The sequence below is a fragment of the Variovorax sp. WS11 genome (assembly GCF_010499245.1).
GTDB lineage: Bacteria > Pseudomonadota > Gammaproteobacteria > Burkholderiales > Burkholderiaceae_C > Variovorax.
In genome coordinates, this window is sequence record NZ_JAAGOW010000001.1 from 279,470 (window position 1) to 296,843 (window position 17,374).

The 17,374-nt window shown below is 69.9% G+C and carries 21 protein-coding genes; 15 read left to right on the top strand and 6 right to left on the bottom strand.

What is annotated here, in order from left to right; genetic code table 11:
- Positions 1-48 precede the first annotated feature (48 nt).
- The 12 genes from GXN78_RS01555 to GXN78_RS01610 are packed head-to-tail and all read left to right on the top strand — an operon-like array spanning position 49 to position 9,368.
- Complete coding sequence (locus GXN78_RS01555) at positions 49-453, top strand: cytochrome c (protein ID WP_106554045.1); 405 nt, start codon at positions 49-51, stop codon at positions 451-453.
- Positions 450-1,340, top strand: a complete 891-nt coding sequence (locus GXN78_RS01560) for a substrate-binding domain-containing protein (protein ID WP_106554044.1) — start codon at positions 450-452, stop codon at positions 1,338-1,340. The genes GXN78_RS01555 and GXN78_RS01560 overlap by 4 nt, the downstream gene beginning before the upstream one ends.
- A 10-nt stretch (positions 1,341-1,350) precedes the next feature.
- Entirely contained in the window at positions 1,351-2,034 is a 684-nt protein-coding gene (locus tag GXN78_RS01565) for a hypothetical protein (RefSeq protein ID WP_106554043.1), read from the top strand.
- A 10-nt stretch (positions 2,035-2,044) separates the two neighbouring features.
- On the top strand, positions 2,045-2,413 hold the full coding sequence (locus GXN78_RS01570; RefSeq protein ID WP_239142568.1) for a hypothetical protein: 369 nt from the start codon (positions 2,045-2,047) through the stop codon (positions 2,411-2,413).
- Between the two features lie 22 nt (positions 2,414-2,435).
- Positions 2,436-3,449: a YncE family protein gene (locus GXN78_RS01575; protein WP_106554042.1), complete on the top strand. Its 1,014-nt coding sequence runs from the start codon at positions 2,436-2,438 to the stop codon at positions 3,447-3,449.
- A gap of 46 nt (positions 3,450-3,495) precedes the next feature.
- A complete protein-coding gene (locus tag GXN78_RS01580; protein WP_106554041.1) occupies positions 3,496-4,041 on the top strand; it encodes an SRPBCC family protein in 546 nt (181 codons plus the stop codon).
- A 21-nt stretch (positions 4,042-4,062) separates the two neighbouring features.
- Positions 4,063-5,082: a MoxR family ATPase gene (locus tag GXN78_RS01585; protein WP_106554040.1), complete on the top strand. Its 1,020-nt coding sequence runs from the start codon at positions 4,063-4,065 to the stop codon at positions 5,080-5,082.
- A gap of 15 nt (positions 5,083-5,097) precedes the next feature.
- The gene (locus GXN78_RS01590) at positions 5,098-5,970 is read left to right on the top strand and encodes a DUF58 domain-containing protein (protein ID WP_106554039.1); all 873 of its coding nucleotides are present in this window, start codon (positions 5,098-5,100) and stop codon (positions 5,968-5,970) included.
- Positions 5,967-6,872 carry a calcium incorporation protein MxaA gene (locus GXN78_RS01595; protein WP_106554038.1) on the top strand — a complete coding sequence of 302 codons (906 nt, stop codon included), beginning with the start codon at positions 5,967-5,969 and terminating at the stop codon, positions 6,870-6,872. Before GXN78_RS01590 ends, GXN78_RS01595 begins: the two co-directional genes overlap by 4 nt.
- A gap of 8 nt (positions 6,873-6,880) precedes the next feature.
- Positions 6,881-7,882 (top strand): vWA domain-containing protein, encoded by a 1,002-nt coding sequence (locus GXN78_RS01600; protein WP_106554037.1) that lies wholly within the window; start codon positions 6,881-6,883, stop codon positions 7,880-7,882.
- Positions 7,879-8,430, top strand: a complete 552-nt coding sequence (locus GXN78_RS01605) for an MxaK protein (RefSeq protein ID WP_106554036.1) — start codon at positions 7,879-7,881, stop codon at positions 8,428-8,430. Before GXN78_RS01600 ends, GXN78_RS01605 begins: the two co-directional genes overlap by 4 nt.
- A complete protein-coding gene (locus tag GXN78_RS01610; RefSeq protein WP_106554035.1) occupies positions 8,427-9,368 on the top strand; it encodes a VWA domain-containing protein in 942 nt (313 codons plus the stop codon). Before GXN78_RS01605 ends, GXN78_RS01610 begins: the two co-directional genes overlap by 4 nt.
- Here GXN78_RS01610 and GXN78_RS01615 read toward each other — a convergent pair.
- The 6 genes from GXN78_RS01615 to pqqA form a co-directional block, all read right to left on the bottom strand.
- A complete protein-coding gene (locus GXN78_RS01615) occupies positions 9,325-10,824 on the bottom strand; it encodes an alkaline phosphatase PhoX (RefSeq protein ID WP_106554034.1) in 1,500 nt (499 codons plus the stop codon). The genes GXN78_RS01610 and GXN78_RS01615 overlap by 44 nt on opposite strands.
- A gap of 57 nt (positions 10,825-10,881) precedes the next feature.
- On the bottom strand, positions 10,882-12,009 hold the full coding sequence (pqqE, locus tag GXN78_RS01620; RefSeq protein ID WP_106554033.1) for a pyrroloquinoline quinone biosynthesis protein PqqE: 1,128 nt from the start codon (positions 12,007-12,009) through the stop codon (positions 10,882-10,884).
- Entirely contained in the window at positions 12,006-12,296 is a 291-nt protein-coding gene (gene pqqD / locus GXN78_RS01625; RefSeq protein ID WP_106554032.1) for a pyrroloquinoline quinone biosynthesis peptide chaperone PqqD, read from the bottom strand. The genes pqqE and pqqD overlap by 4 nt, the downstream gene beginning before the upstream one ends.
- Positions 12,296-13,057, bottom strand: a complete 762-nt coding sequence (pqqC, locus tag GXN78_RS01630; protein ID WP_106554031.1) for a pyrroloquinoline-quinone synthase PqqC — start codon at positions 13,055-13,057, stop codon at positions 12,296-12,298. The genes pqqD and pqqC overlap by 1 nt, the downstream gene beginning before the upstream one ends.
- Before the next feature lie 13 nt (positions 13,058-13,070).
- Positions 13,071-13,991: a pyrroloquinoline quinone biosynthesis protein PqqB gene (pqqB, locus tag GXN78_RS01635; RefSeq protein WP_106554154.1), complete on the bottom strand. Its 921-nt coding sequence runs from the start codon at positions 13,989-13,991 to the stop codon at positions 13,071-13,073.
- A gap of 77 nt (positions 13,992-14,068) precedes the next feature.
- Complete coding sequence (gene pqqA / locus GXN78_RS01640; protein WP_010100094.1) at positions 14,069-14,143, bottom strand: pyrroloquinoline quinone precursor peptide PqqA; 75 nt, start codon at positions 14,141-14,143, stop codon at positions 14,069-14,071.
- Positions 14,144-14,316: 173 nt separating this feature from the next.
- Here pqqA and GXN78_RS01645 point away from each other — a divergent pair, with 173 nt between their 5' ends.
- The 3 genes from GXN78_RS01645 to GXN78_RS01655 are packed head-to-tail and all read left to right on the top strand — an operon-like array spanning position 14,317 to position 17,367.
- Positions 14,317-15,303 (top strand): alpha/beta fold hydrolase, encoded by a 987-nt coding sequence (locus GXN78_RS01645; protein ID WP_106554153.1) that lies wholly within the window; start codon positions 14,317-14,319, stop codon positions 15,301-15,303.
- Between the two features lie 4 nt (positions 15,304-15,307).
- Positions 15,308-16,687 (top strand): histidine kinase, encoded by a 1,380-nt coding sequence (locus tag GXN78_RS01650; protein ID WP_106554030.1) that lies wholly within the window; start codon positions 15,308-15,310, stop codon positions 16,685-16,687.
- Complete coding sequence (locus GXN78_RS01655; RefSeq protein ID WP_106554029.1) at positions 16,684-17,367, top strand: response regulator transcription factor; 684 nt, start codon at positions 16,684-16,686, stop codon at positions 17,365-17,367. Before GXN78_RS01650 ends, GXN78_RS01655 begins: the two co-directional genes overlap by 4 nt.
- Positions 17,368-17,374 lie beyond the last annotated feature (7 nt).

Genomic DNA, 17,374 nt, shown 5'->3' on the forward strand with positions numbered 1-17,374 from the left:
GGAGGGCTCTCCCCTCTACTTCCCCAAAGATACGGAGACTCAGGAGCCATGAAATTTCGTTCGTCAGCGTTGCTGCCCTCTCTTGTGCTGATCGCGGGCGTGGCCTGCACCCTGGCTGCCGCCGCGACCGATCCGGCGCCCTACAAGGTCACCGAGGGCTACAAGGTCGACCCAGAGACCATGAAGGGATTTCGCACATGGCGCTCCGCCGCCTGCGATCGCTGCCACGGTCCCAATCAGGAAGGCATGGTCGGCCCCTCCCTCATCACCAGCCTGAAGACGCTGAAGAAGGATGAGTTCATCAAGATCGTGCGCGACGGACGGCTCGACAAGGGCATGCAGAGCTTCGGCAACAACCCGGCCGTGATGGAGAACATCAACCAGCTCTACGCCTACCTCAAGGGCCGGTCCGACGGCGCGATCACCCGCGCCCGGGTGGAAGAAGCCAAATGACCGCCGGGCAGCCCGCCGGCAGGCGCCGGCGCTGGGGCGCCCGCCTGCGCGCGGGGCTCCTCGGCGCCGCCTGCTGTTGCGCGCTGATGCCCGCCATGGCCGAGGAGGCGCCGGCGCGCAAGGCGCTGCGCGTGTGCCAGGACCCGAACAACATGCCCTTCTCCAACACCAAGGGCGAGGGCATCGAGAACCGCATCGCCGAGCTGTTCGGCAAGGCGCTCGGACTTCCGGTGACCTACTACTCCTTCCCGCAGCGGATGGCCTTCTTCCGCAACACGCTGCGCTTCAAGCTGCCGGGGCAGGACTACCCCTGCGATATCGTGATGGGCGTGCCCGTCGGGCTCGACGAGGTGTCCGTCACCAAGCCTTATTACCGCTCGACCTATGCGCTGGTCTTCCCCAAGGGCAAGGGCATGGACCATGTCGCCTCGGCCGAGGATTTCCTCAAGCTCGATCCGGCGAAGCTGAAGTCGCTGCGCATCGGCATCTACGACCGCTCGCCGGCCTCGCAATGGCTCGGCCGGCACGGCCTGCTCGAACAGGGCGTGCCCTACAAGATCATGAACGCCGACCCGGCGCAGTATCCCGGCGAGATCGTCGAGCGGGACCTAGCCCAGGGCAACCTCGACGCCGTCGTCGTCTGGGGTCCGATCGCGGGCTACTTTGCCCAGCGGGTCAAGACCCCGGCCCTGGTCGTGGTGCCGCTGAAGTCCGAGAAAAGCATCCGGCTCGACTACCAGATGGCCATGGGCGTGCGCTACGGCGAACGCGAATGGAAGCAGCAGGTGGAAGGGCTGATCGAATCGAAGGCGTCCGAGATCCAGGCGATCCTCAAGGAATACGGGGTACCGCTGGTCGATGCATCGTTCGGGGTGCCCAATAACTAGGGACGAGTCCATGCGCCTCGCCATCGCCGCCTCGATCTGCGCCCTGCTCGCCGCGCCCCTGGGCGCCCGGGCCGAGGGCGACAAGGCCGACTTCTCGCCGGCGGAGCGCCTGCTGTTCATGACGCCGCAACTGCAGGGCCTGCAGCCGCCCACCCTGCTGCGCTACACCTTCAGCAGGACAGGCAGCCTGGACGAGGCTTTTGTCGACAGCGTCACCGTGGCCCTGAGCGCCAAGGCCGACGGCAGCTGCTGCGATGCCAAGGGCGCTTTCCTGAGCGGTGCGCACAAGCTGCAGGTGGCCGATGTGCCGGCGGCCGAAGGCAACCCCGTGATCCTCTACTTCCTGGAGCACGAGGTGCGCGAGATGAAGCGTCTCACGGGAGGCTCCGAGAATCATTTCCGCAAGCGCCTGCGCATGGCGATCTTCCAGGGTGCCGAAGTGCGCGACGTGACGCTGCGCTACCGGGGGCGCGCGGTGAAGGGCCAGGAGATCGCGTTCAGCCCCTTCCTGGACGACCCGAACCGGCCGAAGTACGAGAAGTTCGCGCGCAAGACCTATCGCTTCCAGCTCTCGGCCGCCGTGCCGGGGGGTGTTTACGGCATCCGGACCCACGTCCCGGGCGAAGGCCCGACGCCCAAGCCTCTGCGGGTGGAGGAACTGCTCATCGACGGCGCCCAGGCGCCGGCACGCTAGAACGAAATCCATGAAGAACACCCTGCGCCTTCTCTGCTTTCTCGCCCTGCCGCTGGCCGCGCAAGGCGCCACGCACGCGAACGACTTTCCCACCGTGGACCGCGTGCTCTACGTGCAGGAATGCATCGCCGCGCATCCCGGCACCAGCACCTTCGAGATGACCAACAAGTGCTCGTGCGCACTCGATGCGCTCGCCAAGGAAGTCACGTATGCGCAGTACGTGGACCTCAGCACCGCCAGCAAGGCGACCACGATCGGCGGCGAGCGCGGTGGCTACATCCGCGATTCGGAAAAGCTGCAGGCCGACGTCAAGCGCTACCGCGCGCTCCAGGCCAAGGTGACCAAGGGCTGCTTCATCGGCCCCGCCGACGGGCGCTGAACGGCGCCCTGGAAGCGCAGCGATGACAGGCACCGCGACACCTGTGCGCAACACGCGGCCCGCCGGCGCCGCGCGCCACGGATGGATCGCCGCGCTGCTGCTGTGCAGCACCCCGGCCTGGGCCTCGCCCTTCGCCTACATCACCAACCAGGGCAGCCACGACGTGTCGGTGATCGATCTCGCATCGCAGCAGGTCGTGGCCACCGTCGCGGTCGGCCGTTCGCCGGCCGGTGTGGTGGCGTCCGGCCGGGCCGGCCGCGCCTTCGTGTCCAACCCCGACAGCAAGACCATCTCGGTCATCGACATGCGGCAGCAGAAGGTGGTGAACACGCTCCCGGCCGGCGACGGCCCGGTGGGCCTGGACATCTCGGACGATGGCCGCCACCTGTACGTCGCCGACTGGTTCGGCGCCCGCCTGCTGATGTTCGACGCGCGCGCCACCGCCGCCACGCCGCCCCTGGCCGCGATCCCGGTGGGCCGCGCGCCAGCCGGAGTGGTCGCGCACACCGACGGCGCGACCGTCTTCGTGGCCGAGCGCGACGACGACAGCGTGGCCGTGGTCGACACCGCCGCGCGGCGGGTGCGCGCGCGCGTGCGCGTCGGCAGCCACCCCTTCGCCCTGCTCTACGACGCGCCGCGCCAACGGCTCTATGCGCTCAACGTGCAGAGCGACGACGTCTGCGTGATCGACATGCGCGACCTGCGCAGGCCCACCGTCATCGCACGCGTGAAGGTGGGCAAGGCCCCCTACGGCGCGGCGCTGGCGCAAGGCGGCGCGCTGCTGTACGTGACCAACCAGCACGACGACAGCGTCAGCGTGGTCGACGCCGATTCGCTGCGGGTGCTCCGCACCCTCCCCGGCTTCGGCTATCCCGAGGGCATCGCGGCGCACGGCGACCGCGTCTATGTCGTGAACTGGATGGACGACAACGTGCAGGTGCTGGATGCCGCCAGCGGACGCAAGCTCGCCACCATCGCCACGGGCAAGAACAGCCGCGGCTTCGGCGCCTTCATCGGCGCGCCGGCCGAGCCCTGAAGACTTCTTCGACGCCACCCCTTCCTCAACCCATCGCAGCCCCTCCATGCCGACCCATGCTTCCCGCCGACGCGCTGTCCCGATCCTCGCCGCATCCCTGCTTCTTGCCGCCTCGGCCTCCAGCCTGGCCCACGGACCGACGCGCCAGAAGGTGACCGAGAAGGTCACCATCGAAGCGCCGGCCGACGCCGTCTGGGCCAAGGTCAAGAACTTCAACGGGCTGAAGGACTGGCATCCCGCCGTGGCGGACAGTCCGGCCGACAAGGGCAACGCCGAAGGCTCGGTGAGGACCCTCAAGCTCAAGGACGGCGGCACGCTCGTCGAGGCGCTCGAGAGCTACGACGACGCGCACAAGAAGTACAGCTACCGCGCCAAGGACGGCGGCGCCCTGCCGGTGACGAACTACACCTCCACCCTCTCCGTCGTCGCCGATGGCGGCAAGTCCGTGGTGGAGTGGCGCGGCGCCTTCTATCGCGGCTATCCGAACAACGACCCGCCGCCGGACCGCAACGACGAGGCCGCGCTGAAGGCCGTCACCGGGGTCTACCGCGGGGGGCTCGGCAACCTCAAGAAGATGATGGAATCGAAGTAGCGGCCCGCCCGCACCACCACCATGGACTCCCCGGAAAAACTCGAAGACTGGCGCCATCTCGCGCTGCGCGTCGAGGCCGAAGTCGCGAAAGCGGTGATCGGCCAGGCGCAGACGATCCGCCTCATCAACGTCGCGCTGTTCGCGCGCGGCCACGTGCTGCTCGAGGGCGATGTCGGCGTCGGCAAGACCACGGTGCTGCGCGCCTTCTCGCGCGCCATCGGCGGCGATTTCGAGCGCGTCGAGGGCACGGTGGACCTGATGCCCGGCGACCTGGTCTACCACACCTACGTCGACGCCCAGGGGCGGCCGCGCATCGATCCGGGGCCCCTGCTGCGCCACGGCGAGCGCCTGGTCACCTTCTTCTTCAACGAGATCAACCGGGCCCGGCCGCAGGTGCAGTCGCTGCTGCTGCGCGCCATGGCCGAGCGCACCGTCTCCGCCTTCGACCGCGAGTACAGCTTTCCGCACATGACGGTCTTTGCCGATCGCAACAAGGTCGAGCGCGAGGAGACCTTTGAGCTGGCCTCGGCGGCGCGCGACCGCTTCATGTTCGAGCTGAACATGCCCAAGCCCGCCGACCGCGACATCCGCCGCGCGCTGGTCTTCGACACCGCCTTCCACGACACCGAAGGCCTGATCGACAAGGTGGCGCCCGAGCTCCTGCCCTGGGACCGGCTGAACGCCATCGGCGCGCAGGTGCAGCGCAGCGTGCGCGCGAGCGAGACCATCGAGCGCTACGTGCTCGACCTCTGGGAAGCCAGCGAGAAGCCGCAGAAGTTCGGCATCCGGCTCGATGGCGTGGACATGGACCGCCTGATCCTCGCCGGCGCCAGCCCGCGCGGCATGAGTGCGCTGCTGCGTGCGGCGCGCACGGTCGCCTGGCTCGAGGGGCGCACCCACGTGGAACCCGCCGACCTGGCGGCCGTGCTGCCCTCGGTGCTGGGGCACCGCATCTTCTTCACGCCGGTCTACGAGCTGCGCCGCGCCGAGCTGTCGGAGGCGCTGGTGGCGCAGATCATGGACAAGATCGCCGCCCCCTGAAGCACCGAGGCAGCGATGGAGCGCATCGACGAATTCCACTACCAGCTGCCGCGCCGCTTCGCCGGCTGGCGCCCGGGCGCGCAGCGCGGCCTGAGCCAGGGCAGCGGACAGGAATTCGCCGCGCACCGGCGACTCTTCGACCATCCCGATCCACGCCGCATCGACCTGCGCGCCAGCGTTCGCGAGGGCCGCGGCGACTGGCTGGTGCGCCTGCATCGGCTGCGCGTGGCCATCCCCGTGCACCTGGTGGTGGATGTCTCGGCCTCGATGCATTTCGGCGCCGAGAGGCGCAAGCTCGACGTGGTGGCCGATCTCGCCGAGGCCTTGGGCTACAGCGCATTCCGCACCGGCGACGCGGTGGGCCTGCTGGCTTTCGATCACGGGGCGAGGGACGATCTGTTCGTGCCTGCGCGCCACAGCCGCGGCAACGGCAGCCTGATGGCACGGACGCTGCGCGACTGCCGTGCGGCCCGCGCCACGGCCACGCAAGGCAGCGCGCTTGCGGGCTTGCGTCGCACGGCGGAGCGGCTGGTCGGCCGCGGCGGCCTGGTCTTTCTCGCCTCCGATTTCCACTGGCCGGTGGATGCCCTCGGCGAACTGCTCGATCAGCTGGTGCCCGCCTGCGTGGTTCCCCTGGTGGTCTGGGACCCGGCTGAAACCGAGCCGCCGCAAGGGCGTGCGCTGGTCGCCCTCAGCGATGCCGAGACGGGGGTGCGGCGCAGCCTGTGGATGCGCGAATCGCTGCGCACGCGATGGCGCGCAGCCGTCGCGGCACGGCGCGCCGAGCTCAAGACCTTGTTCGATGCGCACGGCATGCCGCCCTTCGACCTGCACGGCCGTTTCGACGCCGAAGCACTCACCCGCTATTTCCTGGAGAGCGCAGCATGAAAGCCGTCCGGGCTGCGCTGCTGGCGGTGGCGCTGGGCGCCAGCAGCGGCCCCGCTCTGAGTGCCAACCCGGCCACGCCCGCGGATGCCACGGTTGCCGCCACCGTCGAGCAGCCGCGCAGCTTCGGCCATGTGCTGGGCGATGTGCTGACGCAGCGCGTGCTGCTCGAGCATGCGGGCCGGCCGCTCCAGCCCGCCGCCCTGCCGGCCGCGGCGCGGGTCGATCTCTGGCTGGAGCGCAGGCCGCCGCGGATCGAGACCGATGCGCAGGGGCGGCGCTGGCTCGCCGTCGACTACCAGTTCATCAACGCACCGCGTGCGCTGAGCGCCATTGCGCTGCCGGCCATGACGGTCGCCACGACCACGGGCCCGACGCTCGCACTGAGCGCATGGCCGGTGAGCGTCGCGCCGCTGACGCCGCCGGACACATTCGGCCAGGGCGAACTGCAGGCGCTGCGCCCGGACCGGCCGGTCGCCGCGCTGGCGACCGGCGCCATCGAGCGGCAACTGAGGCTCTCGCTCGCCGCCCTGCTGGCCGTGCTGCTGGCCTGGCTTGCCTGGTGGGCGTGGCGCAACGCGCTGGAAGCGCGGCGCCTTCCCTTCGCGCAGGCCTGGCGCGAACTCCGGCGCATCGACGACCCCGCCAGCGCGCAGGCCTGGCGCGTCGTGCATCGCGCGCTGAACACCACGGCCGGCCACGTGGTCCACGGCGCCAGCCTGCCGCGGCTGCTGGCCGAGGCGCCCCATCTGCGCCCGCTCCAGGCGCGCCTCGAAGATTTCTACCGCGAATCCACGCAGCGCTTCTTCGCCGGCGACGCCGCGGCAGCACCGGGCGATCCTGCCTACCCGCTCGGAGCGCTGTGCCGAGCCTTGCGCGACGCGGAGAAGCGCCACCGGCGCTGAAGCGAACCATGCGCCTCGACTTCGCCCAGCCCTGGATGCTCCTGCTGCTGCCCCTCGCGCTGCTGCCGCTGCTGCGCAGGCGCAGCGATACGCTGGACTTTCCGTCGCTGGCCTGGTTGCCGCCCGACCGCATCGGCCGCGTCGCGGGCTTCCTCTGGCGCGGCTTCGCGGTCGCGGCCATGGCCTTGATCGTGCTCGGCCTCGCCGGCCCCGGGCAGTCGGGCGCGCAGGTGCAGCGCACCGGGCGAGGCGCCGAGATCCTCATCCTGATGGACCGCAGCAGCAGCATGGATGCCACGGTTCACACCAACGGCCTGCCCATGGCGGGCCGCATGTCTCAGGAGCCCAAGGCCAAGGTCGTGCGCGACCTGCTGAGCGACTTCGTCGCCAGGCGCCCCGACAACCGCTTCGCCTTCATGACCTTCAGCACGGTTCCGATCGCCGTCGTGCCCTTCACGCAGAAGACCGACACGGTGCAGGCCGCGCTCGCCGCCAGCGCCATCGGCCGCGGCCTGCCGGAAACCCGCATGGGTGTCGCGCTGCTGGCCGCCATCGAGGAATTCGAGCACCGCAGCTACTCGGGAAGCCGCGTGATCCTGATCGTCTCGGACGGCGGCGCGCAGCTCGACGAGGCGACGCGCCGAAGCGTCCACGCCGGACTGGCGCGCGAGAAGATCGGCCTGTACTGGATCTACGTGCGCAGCGGCCCGAACTCACCCAACCTCAACACCGAGACGGCGACGGCCTACGGCCTCGGCGAGGAACTGGCGCTGCACCAGTTCTTCAAGACGCTGAGCACGCCCTACCGGCTCTACCAGGTGGACGACTCCAACGCGATGGCCGCCGCGATGGCCGAGATCGACCGCCAGCAGAACTTCCCGCTGATCCTGCACGAGCGGGTGCCGCGGCGCGACCACGGCGGCGCCTTCTACCTGGCCGCGATGCTGTGCTGCGTGGGCCTGCTCGCCTGCCGCGCGCTGCAGCTCCAAAGCTGGCGGACAAGTCCATGAAGCGGCGCACCGTTCACCTGGTCTTTGGCGTCCTCAGCCTGTGCTGCGCGGGCGCGGCCGTGGAACGCGGCTTGCGCCTGCGCCAGACGACCGGCCTCAATGCCGAGATCGCCCGCATCGCCGCCGCGCCGGTGGGCAACGAGACCACGGCTCTGCCGCCGCGCTCCGCGCGGGAACTGCAACTGGCGCAGGCGCTGGCCCTGTCGCAAGCGGGCCATCACGAGGCCGCACTCAAGGGCTATGCGGCCCTCCTCCAGAGCGGCGAGCGCGACCCGGTCGCGCAGCAGGCACTGTTCAACCTGGCCAACATGTACCTGCGCCAAGGCATGGCGCAGCAGGCCGGCGCCGCGCCGCTGTTCGAACTGGGCAAGCAGCGCTTGCGCGACCTGCTGCGCACCGCGCCGCAGGACTGGGATGCGCGCTACAACCTGGAGCGCGCCCTGCGCCTGGCGCCGGAAGAGCAGGAAGCGTTTTCCGCCGAGCAACAGCAGTCGGTCGAGCAGCGCCGGGTCCGCGTGCCCGGCTTCGTCGCCGGGGACTTGCCGTGAGCGCTGCGGCGCCGCGGCCCCGGCGCTCCGCCTGGCTGCGCGCAGGCGGCAACGGGCGGCTGGCGCTGGCCCTGCTGCTGCTCGCGCTGGCGGTCTGGCCGCCGCATGTGCAGCTGCAGCGCCCAGTGTTCGACTGGCAGGTCAGCTTCGACATCACGCAGAGCATGAATGTCGAGGACGTCGAGCTCGATGGCGCGGCGACCAGCCGGCTCGCGCTGGCGCGCGCCGCGATGCGCGATGTCCTCACGGCCTTGCCTTGCGGCTCCAAGGTGGGCTGGAGCGTCTTCGCGGACTATCGCTCGCTGGTGATCCTCGCGCCGATCGAGGTCTGCAGCCACTACGAAGAGCTGCTCGCCTCGCTCGAACGCATCGACGCCCGCATGCGCTGGGCCAACGCCAGCAACGTCGGCAAGGGCGTGACCTGGGCCGTGCGCGGCGCCCGCAGCATCGGCGCGCGCACCGGCTTCGTCTTCATCAGCGACGGGCAGGAGGCGCCGCCGCTGCGGGCCAACGAGTCACCGCCGATGAGCGACATCATGCCCGGCGAGGTGCAGGGCTGGCTGATCGGCGTCGGCGGCGATGTGCCGGTGCCCATTCCAAAGACCGCCAGCGACGGCCGGAGCGCCGGCTACTGGCAGCCGGAGGACGTGGTGCAGGGATCGGCCATCGGCGGCATGGACAACCACGAGCATCTTTCGCAGCTGCGCCAGGACCATCTGCAGTCTCTCGCCAAGCTCGTCGGTGTGAACTACCGCCGCCTGAACACGCCGGACGCGCTGAAGACGGCCATGCTGGATCGCCGCTTCGCGCGCAGCCAGGCAACGGATGCGGAACTGCGCTGGATTCCGGCAGTGCTGGCCCTGCTTCTGCTGGCCTGGCGCTTCGCGCCGGACATCAAAGCGGGCCGCGTGCCCAAGGCCCCCAGATCGCGAATGTGATGCCGGGCTGTTGCACGTTCACAAACAGCACCTTGCCCGCCGGATCGAAGCAGGCACCGCAGAACTCGCTGCTGCGGTAGTCGCCCGGCGCGACCATCTTGCCGGCCGAAGCGATTTGCTCGGCGCCGAGCTTCACGTTGTGGCGCGCGAACACGAAGCTCGCGCCGTCGGAGGTCAAGCCGACCAGGCGCTCGATGCGACCCTGGCCTTGGTCGTCGACGCCGCCGCCGTCCTCGCAGAGCAGCACGCCGCCGCGTGGGCTGATCGTGATGTTGTCGGGGTTGTTGGCGGCCACCGCGTCGAGCGACACGAAGACCGCTTTGAGCATGCCCGTGGCCAGGTCGTACTCCCACACCGCGCCTTCGCCGTTGCCGCCCACGCCCGCGGCGTTCACTCCCGTGGCGGTGTCGACGATGAACAGCTTCCCGTCGCGATACCAGATGCCTTCGCCGCGCGCCATGCGCAAGCCGCCTTGTGCCCAGCCCTGCGCGAATGGGCCGGCCACCGGCGTGGCGCCCACGAAGCCGGGCAGCGCAATCGACGCCGGGTTCGCATCGGGATCGGCGATGTCCACCCATTCGAGGCTGTACGTGTCGCCGGTCGAAGCGACATTGAGGTCGACGTTGGCCTTGCCGACCACCTTGGCCATCTGCAGCTTGCCGCCGGCTTCGTAGCTGCCCGGGCGGCCGCTCGCATCGTTGGGGATGAAACGATAGAAGCCCGACTTGTTGCGGTTGTCCTCGGTGAGGTAGGCGAAGCGCGTCTTCGGGTCGACGGCGACGGCTTCGTGGCTGAACCGGCCCATCGCGACGATCGGCTTGCCCGTCGTCTCGGCCGCGTTGGCGCGCACCTCGAACACGTAGCCGTGCTTCTTGCCGCCTTGCGGCTCGAGATTGCTGCCGGTCTCTTCGCAGGTGAGCCAGGTGCCCCAGGGCGTGGGGCCGCCGGCGCAGTTGGTGAGGGTGCCGCCCAGGCTCGCCTCCATGCCGAGCCACTGGCGGCCCTTGAAGCGCAGGTTGGTGGTTCCGCCGCCGGAAAACTGGCCGTTCACGCTGCTCGAGGCGGTGTCGTACATGGCCGGCGCCTGGATCCGCTTCGTCGATTGGCCCCGCTCGTGATTGCGCACCAGCACCACGTCGACGCTGTTGCCGCGACCGTAGGAGGCGATCACCGCCATGCCGTCGTGGTTGCTCGGGCAGGGTTGGCCGTCGTTCATCGGATCACCGCTCCAGCCGTAGGAACGGTAGGCGAAGCCTTCAGGCAGCTGCAGCAGCGGCAGGCCCGTGGCTTCGTCGAGCGCCGGCGCGACTGGGCCGTACGGGCTGGCGACAAGGCCGGTGCTGCCAGTGGCGGCGTTGGCATTTCGAGCCTGCAGCGCCTGCATGGTGCCGATGAACGAGAGGGCGGCGATCGAGGTCGAGCCGCGCAGAAAGCCGCGGCGGGAATCTAGGGACATGAGAGCTCCTGGGGACGTGGGGTGTCCCCATTGGAGAGTGTCGCAGTGTCAGCGCGGTTACAGCGCAAGGCGGCGCGAATTGGCGGGATCGCGAAACACCAGGGGATGTTCGATTGGGTCACCGGGCTCGCGTGCAGCCGCGCGCTGCACTGCCTCCACCACCCGCTGGTGGTCGGGACTCTTGGCGCACACCGGATCGGCCGCGGCCGCGTCCTGCGCCAGCAGGTAGGCCTGGCAGCGGCAGCCGCCCAGGTCCTGCTCGCGCTGGTCGCAGCTCGCGCAGGGCTCCTTCATCCAGCCGGTGCCGCGGTAGCGGTTGAAGCCTTCGGAATCGAACCAGATCTCGCGCAGGCTGTGCGCCTTCACGTTCGGAAATTCCAGGCCCGGCAGCATCTTGGCCGTGTGGCATGGCAGCGCCGTGCCGTCCGGCGCCACGGTGAGGAACATGCTGCCCCAGCCATTGACGCATTTCTTGGCCCGGCCCTCGTGGTAGTCCGGCGCGACGAAGAAGATGCGCATGCGCTCGCCCAGCCGGGCACGCCAGGCATCCGTCACTTCTTCGGCATGGCGCAATTGTTCATGCGTAGGCAGCAGATGGTCGCGGTTCACGAAGGCCCACGAGTAGTACTGCGTGTTCGCGAGTTCGAGGTACTCGGCGCCCATCTCGTGCGCCATCGCGATGATGCGGTCGATGTGATCGATGTTCAGCCGGTGGATGACCACGTTCATCACCATCGGCCAGCCCTGGTCCTTGATGATCTTCGCCACCCGGTTCTTCAGCTCGAAGGTCTTCGTGTGCGAGAGGAAGTCGTTCATCTCCCGCGTGGAATCCTGGAACGACAGCTGCACATGGTCCAGCCCCGCGGCCTTCAGGGCGGCGGCGCGCTCCGCGTTCAGGCCCACGCCGGAGGTCAGCAGGTTGGTGTAGTAGCCCAGCCTCCGGGCCTCGGCGACGATGATCTCCAGGTCGTCGCGCAAGAGCGGCTCGCCGCCCGAGAGGCCGCATTGCACCGCGCCGAGCGCCCGGCCCTCGCGCAGCACCCGCAGCCAGTCCTCGGTGTCCAGCTCGCTGTCCTGCTGCGCGAAATCGACCGGGTTGAAGCAGAACACGCAATGCAGCGGGCAACGGTAGGTCAGCTCGGCCAGCAGCCAGAGCGGGGGGCCGGGCCGTGGTGCCTGCGTCATGCGTCCCAGCGCAGCCAGTTCTGCTGGCCCGCCATCTCGACGAAGCCGCGCACCTCGGGCTCGAGCCCGGTGGTGTCGAAGGCCTGTTCCAGATCGGCCACGATCGCGGCCATGCTGCTCTCGCCGTCGCAGCGCTTCATGATCTCGCCCGCGCTGCCGTTGAGCTGGACCATGCCCTCGGGGTAGAGCAGCACGTGGCGCTCCTGCGCGGGCTCCCATTGCAGGCGGAAGCCGGGGCCGATGCGGGGCTTGCTCTCGGAGCTCAGCACGGTCTTGCTCGCGTTCATCAGGCAGTCACCCCGTAGCGCGTCGCCATGGCGTCGTTCATCGCCCACAGGATGTCGAGCTTGAACTGCAGGACCTCCAGCGCCCGCTCCTGCAGCGCGCGCGTGTCGAAGTGGTCGAGCGTGATGGCCAGGCCCTGCTCCACGTCGCGCCGCGCCTGGCTCACGCGGTTGCGGAAGTAGTCCAGGCCTGCCGGCTCGATCCACGCATAGTGCGCCGGCCAGGTGGCCAGGCGCTGCTTGTGGATCTCGGGCGCGAAGAGCTCGGTGAGCGACGAGCACACCGCCTCCTGCCACGGCGCGCGACGCGCGAAGTTCACGTAGGCGTCGACTGCAAAGCGCACGGCGGGCACCACGTGGCGCAGGTCGCGCACTTCCTCGCGTGTCAGGCCCACGGCCTCGGCCAGGCGCAACCAGGCCTCGATGCCGCCCTCGTCCTTGATCCCTCCGAGCTCGAAGCCGTCGTGGTCGAGGATGCGCTGCACCCAGCCGCGGCGCACCTGCTGGTCGGGGCAGTTCGAGAGCACCGCCGCGTCCTTGATCGGGATCGCGATCTGGTAGTAGAAGCGGTTCGCCACCCAGCCGCGGACCTGCTCGGGCGTGGCCCGGCCGCTGTTGAGCATGACGTTGAAGGGGTGGTGGATGTGGTAGCTGCGCCCGCGCTCGCGCAGCAGGCGCTCGAACGCTTCGCGGCTCCATGCCGGCGCGTTCTTCTCGCTGTCGCTGGCCGGGCGATGCGGGTCCTGGATCCTGTCGGCGTGCATGGCGTGTGGGCTCTCAGAGCTGGATCGTCATCCCGTCCTCGCAGGCCTCGATGCCGGCGCGCCGCAGCGCTGCGTGCTCATCGGAGTCCTCGTCGAGGATGGGGTTGGTGTTGTTGATGTGGATCAGCATCCGCCGCGTGCTCGCGGGCAGGCGTGCGAGCCATTCGATCATGCCGCCCTCGCCCGATTGCGGGAGATGGCCGATCTCGCGTGCCCGCTTGGCGCTCACGCCCAGGCGGACCATCTCGTCGTCGGTCCAGAAGGTGCCGTCCACCATGACGGCGTCGGCATTGGCCATGGCGTCGAACACGGGCGGCGTGATCGCGCCCAGGCCCGGCGCGTAGAACACGCTCCGGCCGCTCTTGCGGTCGCGGATGGTGATGCCGATGTTGTCGCCCGCCACCGGGTGCTCGCGGTGGGGCGAGTACGGCGCTGCCTTGCCGGTCAGCGCCAGCGCACGAAAGACCAGGTCCGGCACGCCGGGCACCTCGAAGGCGCTGCCGTCGATCGCGACCGGGTGGCGCGCCACGCCGCAGTAGTGCGACAGCACGCCCAGCACCGGATTGCCCTGGCTCAGGTCTTCCGCCACCGGGTCCGTGCACCACAGCGGCAGCGGTGTGCCGCGCTCGCGCAGCATGAAAAGGCCGGTGGCATGGTCGACCTGTCCGTCGATCAGCACCACGCCGGCAATGGCGCTGTCGCGCAGCGCGCGCGCCGGCTGCAGCGCGGGGTTGCTGCGGATCTGCTCCAGGATGTCGGGCGAGGCATTGAAGAGGACGCCGTCGTCGCCCTCGTCGGGCCGCACGAAGATCGAGGACTGCGTGCGCGGCCTGGCGCGCAGCGTGCCCGCGCGCACGCCTGCGCAATTGCGGCAGTTGCAGTTCCATTGAGGAAAGCCGCCGCCGGCTGCCGAACCCAGAACCGTGATGCGCATCGAGAAGAAGGAAAAAGTGAAGGGTCGAAACAACCCGCCCCGGGGGTGCCGGGGCAGGTTGTCACGAGGCGCGCAAATCAGCGGGCGCTGACGTACATCGTGATCTCGAAGCCGAAGCGCAGATCAGTGGCCGTCGGGGTTTCCCATTTCATCGATATGTCTCCTGCAAGCGTTGCACGGCGCCGGTCGGCCGCCGCGGGGATTGGTGAATCTCCCTGACGCATACTGGACTGCCGGGCCGCTGCGCTCCAGCCATGAAATCATGAATCTCACTTCATGATTTTCATGAATGGCAGCGCAGGAGGCGCCGCTTACCATACCCCTCGTGCTCCCTTCCGGCCTGTACTCCGATTCACCGCCCCGGCGCACCCATGCCATCCCGGTGCCGCACGGCCATGTGCTGCATGTGGAAGAAAGCGGCGATCCGGCGGGCCTGTGCGCCCTGGTGCTGCACGGCGGGCCCGGTTCGGGCAGTTCGCCGCTGCTGCGGCGCTTCTTCGATCCGGCGCGCTTTCGCGTGATCAGCGTCGACCAGCGCGGAGCCGGCCGCAGCCGGCCGCGTGGCGCGACCGCGCACAACTGCACGAGCGACCTGCTGGAAGACCTGCGCATCGTGCGCGAGCAGCTCGGCGTGCCGCGCTGGCTGGTGGCCGGCGGTTCCTGGGGCGCCACGCTGGCGCTCGCCTACGCGGGCTTCGAGCCGCAGGCCGTGGCGGCACTGCTGCTGCGCTCGGTGTTCCTGCCTCGCGCCGAAGAGATCGAGGCCTTCTTCCAGGACACGGCCGGCCGTGCGCCCGCCGCCTGGGCGCGCTTCGCGGCGGTGGCGCCGGCCGACCAGCGCCACGACATGCTGGGCTTCCTGGCCCGCAGCCTGCAGCAGACGCCCAGCAGCGAGGACCCGGACCGGCATCGGCGGCTCGCACTCGCATGGTGGCGCTGGGAGCAGACGCTGGCCGGCGGCGCGGCCGCGCCAGCAGCCGGGATCGAGCCCGACCGGGAGACGCTGGACGCGCTGGTGGACCGCTACCGCGTGCAGAGCCACTACCTGGTCCACCGCTGCTGGCTGGACGCGCCCCCGCTGCTCGATCGCCTCGGTACGCTGCCGCAGGTGCTCACCTTGCTGCTGCACTCCCGCGACGACCGCGTCTGCCGGCCGGAGGGCGCGCAGGCGGTGCATGAGCGCATCGCGCACAGCCAGCTGCGCTGGGTCGATGGCGCAGGCCACGATCCGGCACACCCCGCGATGGCCTCTGCGATGGTCATGGCGCTGGACAGCTACGCGCTGCACGGCCGCTTCGCCAGGGCCTGTTGACGCCATGACGCTGCGCCTGAAGATCAACCTGATCGTGAGCCTGCTGACCCTGCTGTTCGTCGCCGCCATGCTCGGCCTTCAACTGCGCGCCATGCGCGAGTCGGTGCAGGAGGAGGTGGTGGCGGCTAATCGCGTGGCAGCGCAGTTGCTCAACCGCACGGCCTGGCTCTACGCGGCCCAGGGCACGGCGGCGATGCTGGCCTTCCTGCAGGGCGTCGGCCGCGTGCGCTCCAACGACATCACGCTGCTCGATGCCAAGGAAGAGGTGCTGTACAGCTCCCCGACCTCCGTCTACAAGGCCGGCCGCGATGCGCCGGACTGGTTCGACCGCCTCGTCTCGCCCTCACCCAACGAGATGTCCATCGCCTTCCCCGGCGGCAAGCTGATCGTGCGTTCCAACGCGTCGCGCGCAGTGCTCGATGCCTGGGACGACGCCGTGCTGTTGGCGCTCAGCGCACTCGGCCTGCTGCTGGTCGTCAATGCGCTCGTGTTCTGGCTGGTGGGGCGCGCCACGCGGCCCTTCGCGGACATCGTGCATGCGCTGAACCAGCTCGAGAGCGGGCGCTTCGACGTCGCGCTGCGCGCCCTGCCCGGCACCGAGGCGGCGGCCATCGGCGCCGCCTTCAACCGCATGGTCGGCATGCTGCAGCAGCACATCGAGACCGAGCGGCGCGCCGTGCGGGCGGAGAGCCGCCTGTCCGAGAGCCGCGAACTGGGCCGCTGGGTCGACCAGAAGATCGAGCAGGAACGGCGCCTGATCGCGCGCGAACTGCACGACGAGCTGGGGCAGTCGGTCACCGCGATGCGCAGCATGGCCCTGTCGATCGCCAAGCGCATGGAGGCGCTCGACCCGCAGGCCGAGCAGGCGGCGCGCGTGATCGCCGAGGAATCGGCTCGCCTCTACACCGCGATGCACGGCATGATCCCGCGCCTGACCCCGCTGGTGCTCGACAAGTTCGGCCTGGTGGCCGCGCTCGAGGACCTGGTCGAGCGCACCCGGAACAGCCACGCCGACGTGCAGGTCGAATGGCAGCGCGAGCTCGAGCCCGACCGCGTGCCGCTGGACACCGACGCGGCGCTGGTGCTGTACCGTGCCGCACAGGAGGGCATCACGAATGCCCTGCGGCACGGACAGGCCCATCGCATCGTGCTCGCCTTGCGGGGCGACGAAAGAACCGTGACGCTCTCGCTCACCGACGACGGGCGCGGCCTGCAGGGCGCCGAAGCCGCCGGGCAGATGGGCGCCGGCCACTACGGCCTGCGCTGGCTCGCCGAGCGGATCGACAATCTGGGCGGCGAATTGCGACTTGAACCTGCGCTGCCCAGCGGTGCCCAATTGACGGTACGCCTGCCCTTGCCTGCGACCATCGCGGAGAACCCATGACCCCAGCGACCCCGACGAACCCACCTGTTCCGGCGACGCCATCGGCCCCGCCGATCCGGGTGATGCTCGTCGACGACCATGCGCTGGTGCGCATGGGCTTTCGCATGCTGCTCGCGGACGCGCAGATCGAGGTGGTGACCGAGGCCGACACCGGCGAACAGGCCTGCCAGGACTACCCGCAGGCACGGCCCGACGTGGTGGTGCTGGACCTGTCGATGCCCGGCATGGGCGGCCTGGAAGCCTTGCGGCGCCTGCTCGCCCACGATCCGAAGGCGCGCGTGCTCGCCCTGTCGGCGCACGAGGACACCGCGCACCCGCGCCGCGTGCTGCGCGCGGGGGCCCTGGGCTACCTGGCCAAGCGCAGCGCGCCGGAGGCGCTGATCGCCGCCGTGAAGGCGGTGGCGCGCGGCGAACGCTACGTCGACGCCCATACCGCACAGGCGCTGGCGACCGCGCAGATCGAGGGCGATGCCAGCCCGGCCGAGCTGCTCAGCGAGCGCGAGTTCTCGGTCTTCATCCAGCTCGCGCGCGGCATGACCGTGGCGCAGATCGCCGCCACGCTGAACCTGTCGATCAGCACGGTCGGCTCGCACCTCTACCGCGTGAAGCAAAAGCTGGGGGCCAGCAACCAGGCGGAGCTGACCTGGGTCGCGCTGCGCTGGGGCCTGATCCAGGTGTAGCGCGGCC

Coding starts and splice junctions, on each gene's coding strand:
- pqqB (WP_106554154.1), bottom strand. CDS start 13,991: ATGCGCATCACGGTTCTGGGTTCGGCAGCCGGCGGCGGCTTTCCTCAA.
- GXN78_RS01605 (WP_106554036.1), top strand. CDS start 7,879: ATGAAGCGGCGCACCGTTCACCTGGTCTTTGGCGTCCTCAGCCTGTGC.
- pqqE (WP_106554033.1), bottom strand. CDS start 12,009: ATGACGCAGGCACCACGGCCCGGCCCCCCGCTCTGGCTGCTGGCCGAG.
- GXN78_RS01600 (WP_106554037.1), top strand. CDS start 6,881: ATGCGCCTCGACTTCGCCCAGCCCTGGATGCTCCTGCTGCTGCCCCTC.
- GXN78_RS01570 (WP_239142568.1), top strand. CDS start 2,045: ATGAAGAACACCCTGCGCCTTCTCTGCTTTCTCGCCCTGCCGCTGGCC.
- GXN78_RS01590 (WP_106554039.1), top strand. CDS start 5,098: ATGGAGCGCATCGACGAATTCCACTACCAGCTGCCGCGCCGCTTCGCC.
- GXN78_RS01615 (WP_106554034.1), bottom strand. CDS start 10,824: ATGTCCCTAGATTCCCGCCGCGGCTTTCTGCGCGGCTCGACCTCGATC.
- GXN78_RS01555 (WP_106554045.1), top strand. CDS start 49: ATGAAATTTCGTTCGTCAGCGTTGCTGCCCTCTCTTGTGCTGATCGCG.
- GXN78_RS01575 (WP_106554042.1), top strand. CDS start 2,436: ATGACAGGCACCGCGACACCTGTGCGCAACACGCGGCCCGCCGGCGCC.
- GXN78_RS01595 (WP_106554038.1), top strand. CDS start 5,967: ATGAAAGCCGTCCGGGCTGCGCTGCTGGCGGTGGCGCTGGGCGCCAGC.
- pqqC (WP_106554031.1), bottom strand. CDS start 13,057: ATGCACGCCGACAGGATCCAGGACCCGCATCGCCCGGCCAGCGACAGC.
- pqqD (WP_106554032.1), bottom strand. CDS start 12,296: ATGAACGCGAGCAAGACCGTGCTGAGCTCCGAGAGCAAGCCCCGCATC.
- GXN78_RS01585 (WP_106554040.1), top strand. CDS start 4,063: ATGGACTCCCCGGAAAAACTCGAAGACTGGCGCCATCTCGCGCTGCGC.
- GXN78_RS01580 (WP_106554041.1), top strand. CDS start 3,496: ATGCCGACCCATGCTTCCCGCCGACGCGCTGTCCCGATCCTCGCCGCA.
- GXN78_RS01565 (WP_106554043.1), top strand. CDS start 1,351: ATGCGCCTCGCCATCGCCGCCTCGATCTGCGCCCTGCTCGCCGCGCCC.
- GXN78_RS01560 (WP_106554044.1), top strand. CDS start 450: ATGACCGCCGGGCAGCCCGCCGGCAGGCGCCGGCGCTGGGGCGCCCGC.
- GXN78_RS01650 (WP_106554030.1), top strand. CDS start 15,308: ATGACGCTGCGCCTGAAGATCAACCTGATCGTGAGCCTGCTGACCCTG.
- GXN78_RS01655 (WP_106554029.1), top strand. CDS start 16,684: ATGACCCCAGCGACCCCGACGAACCCACCTGTTCCGGCGACGCCATCG.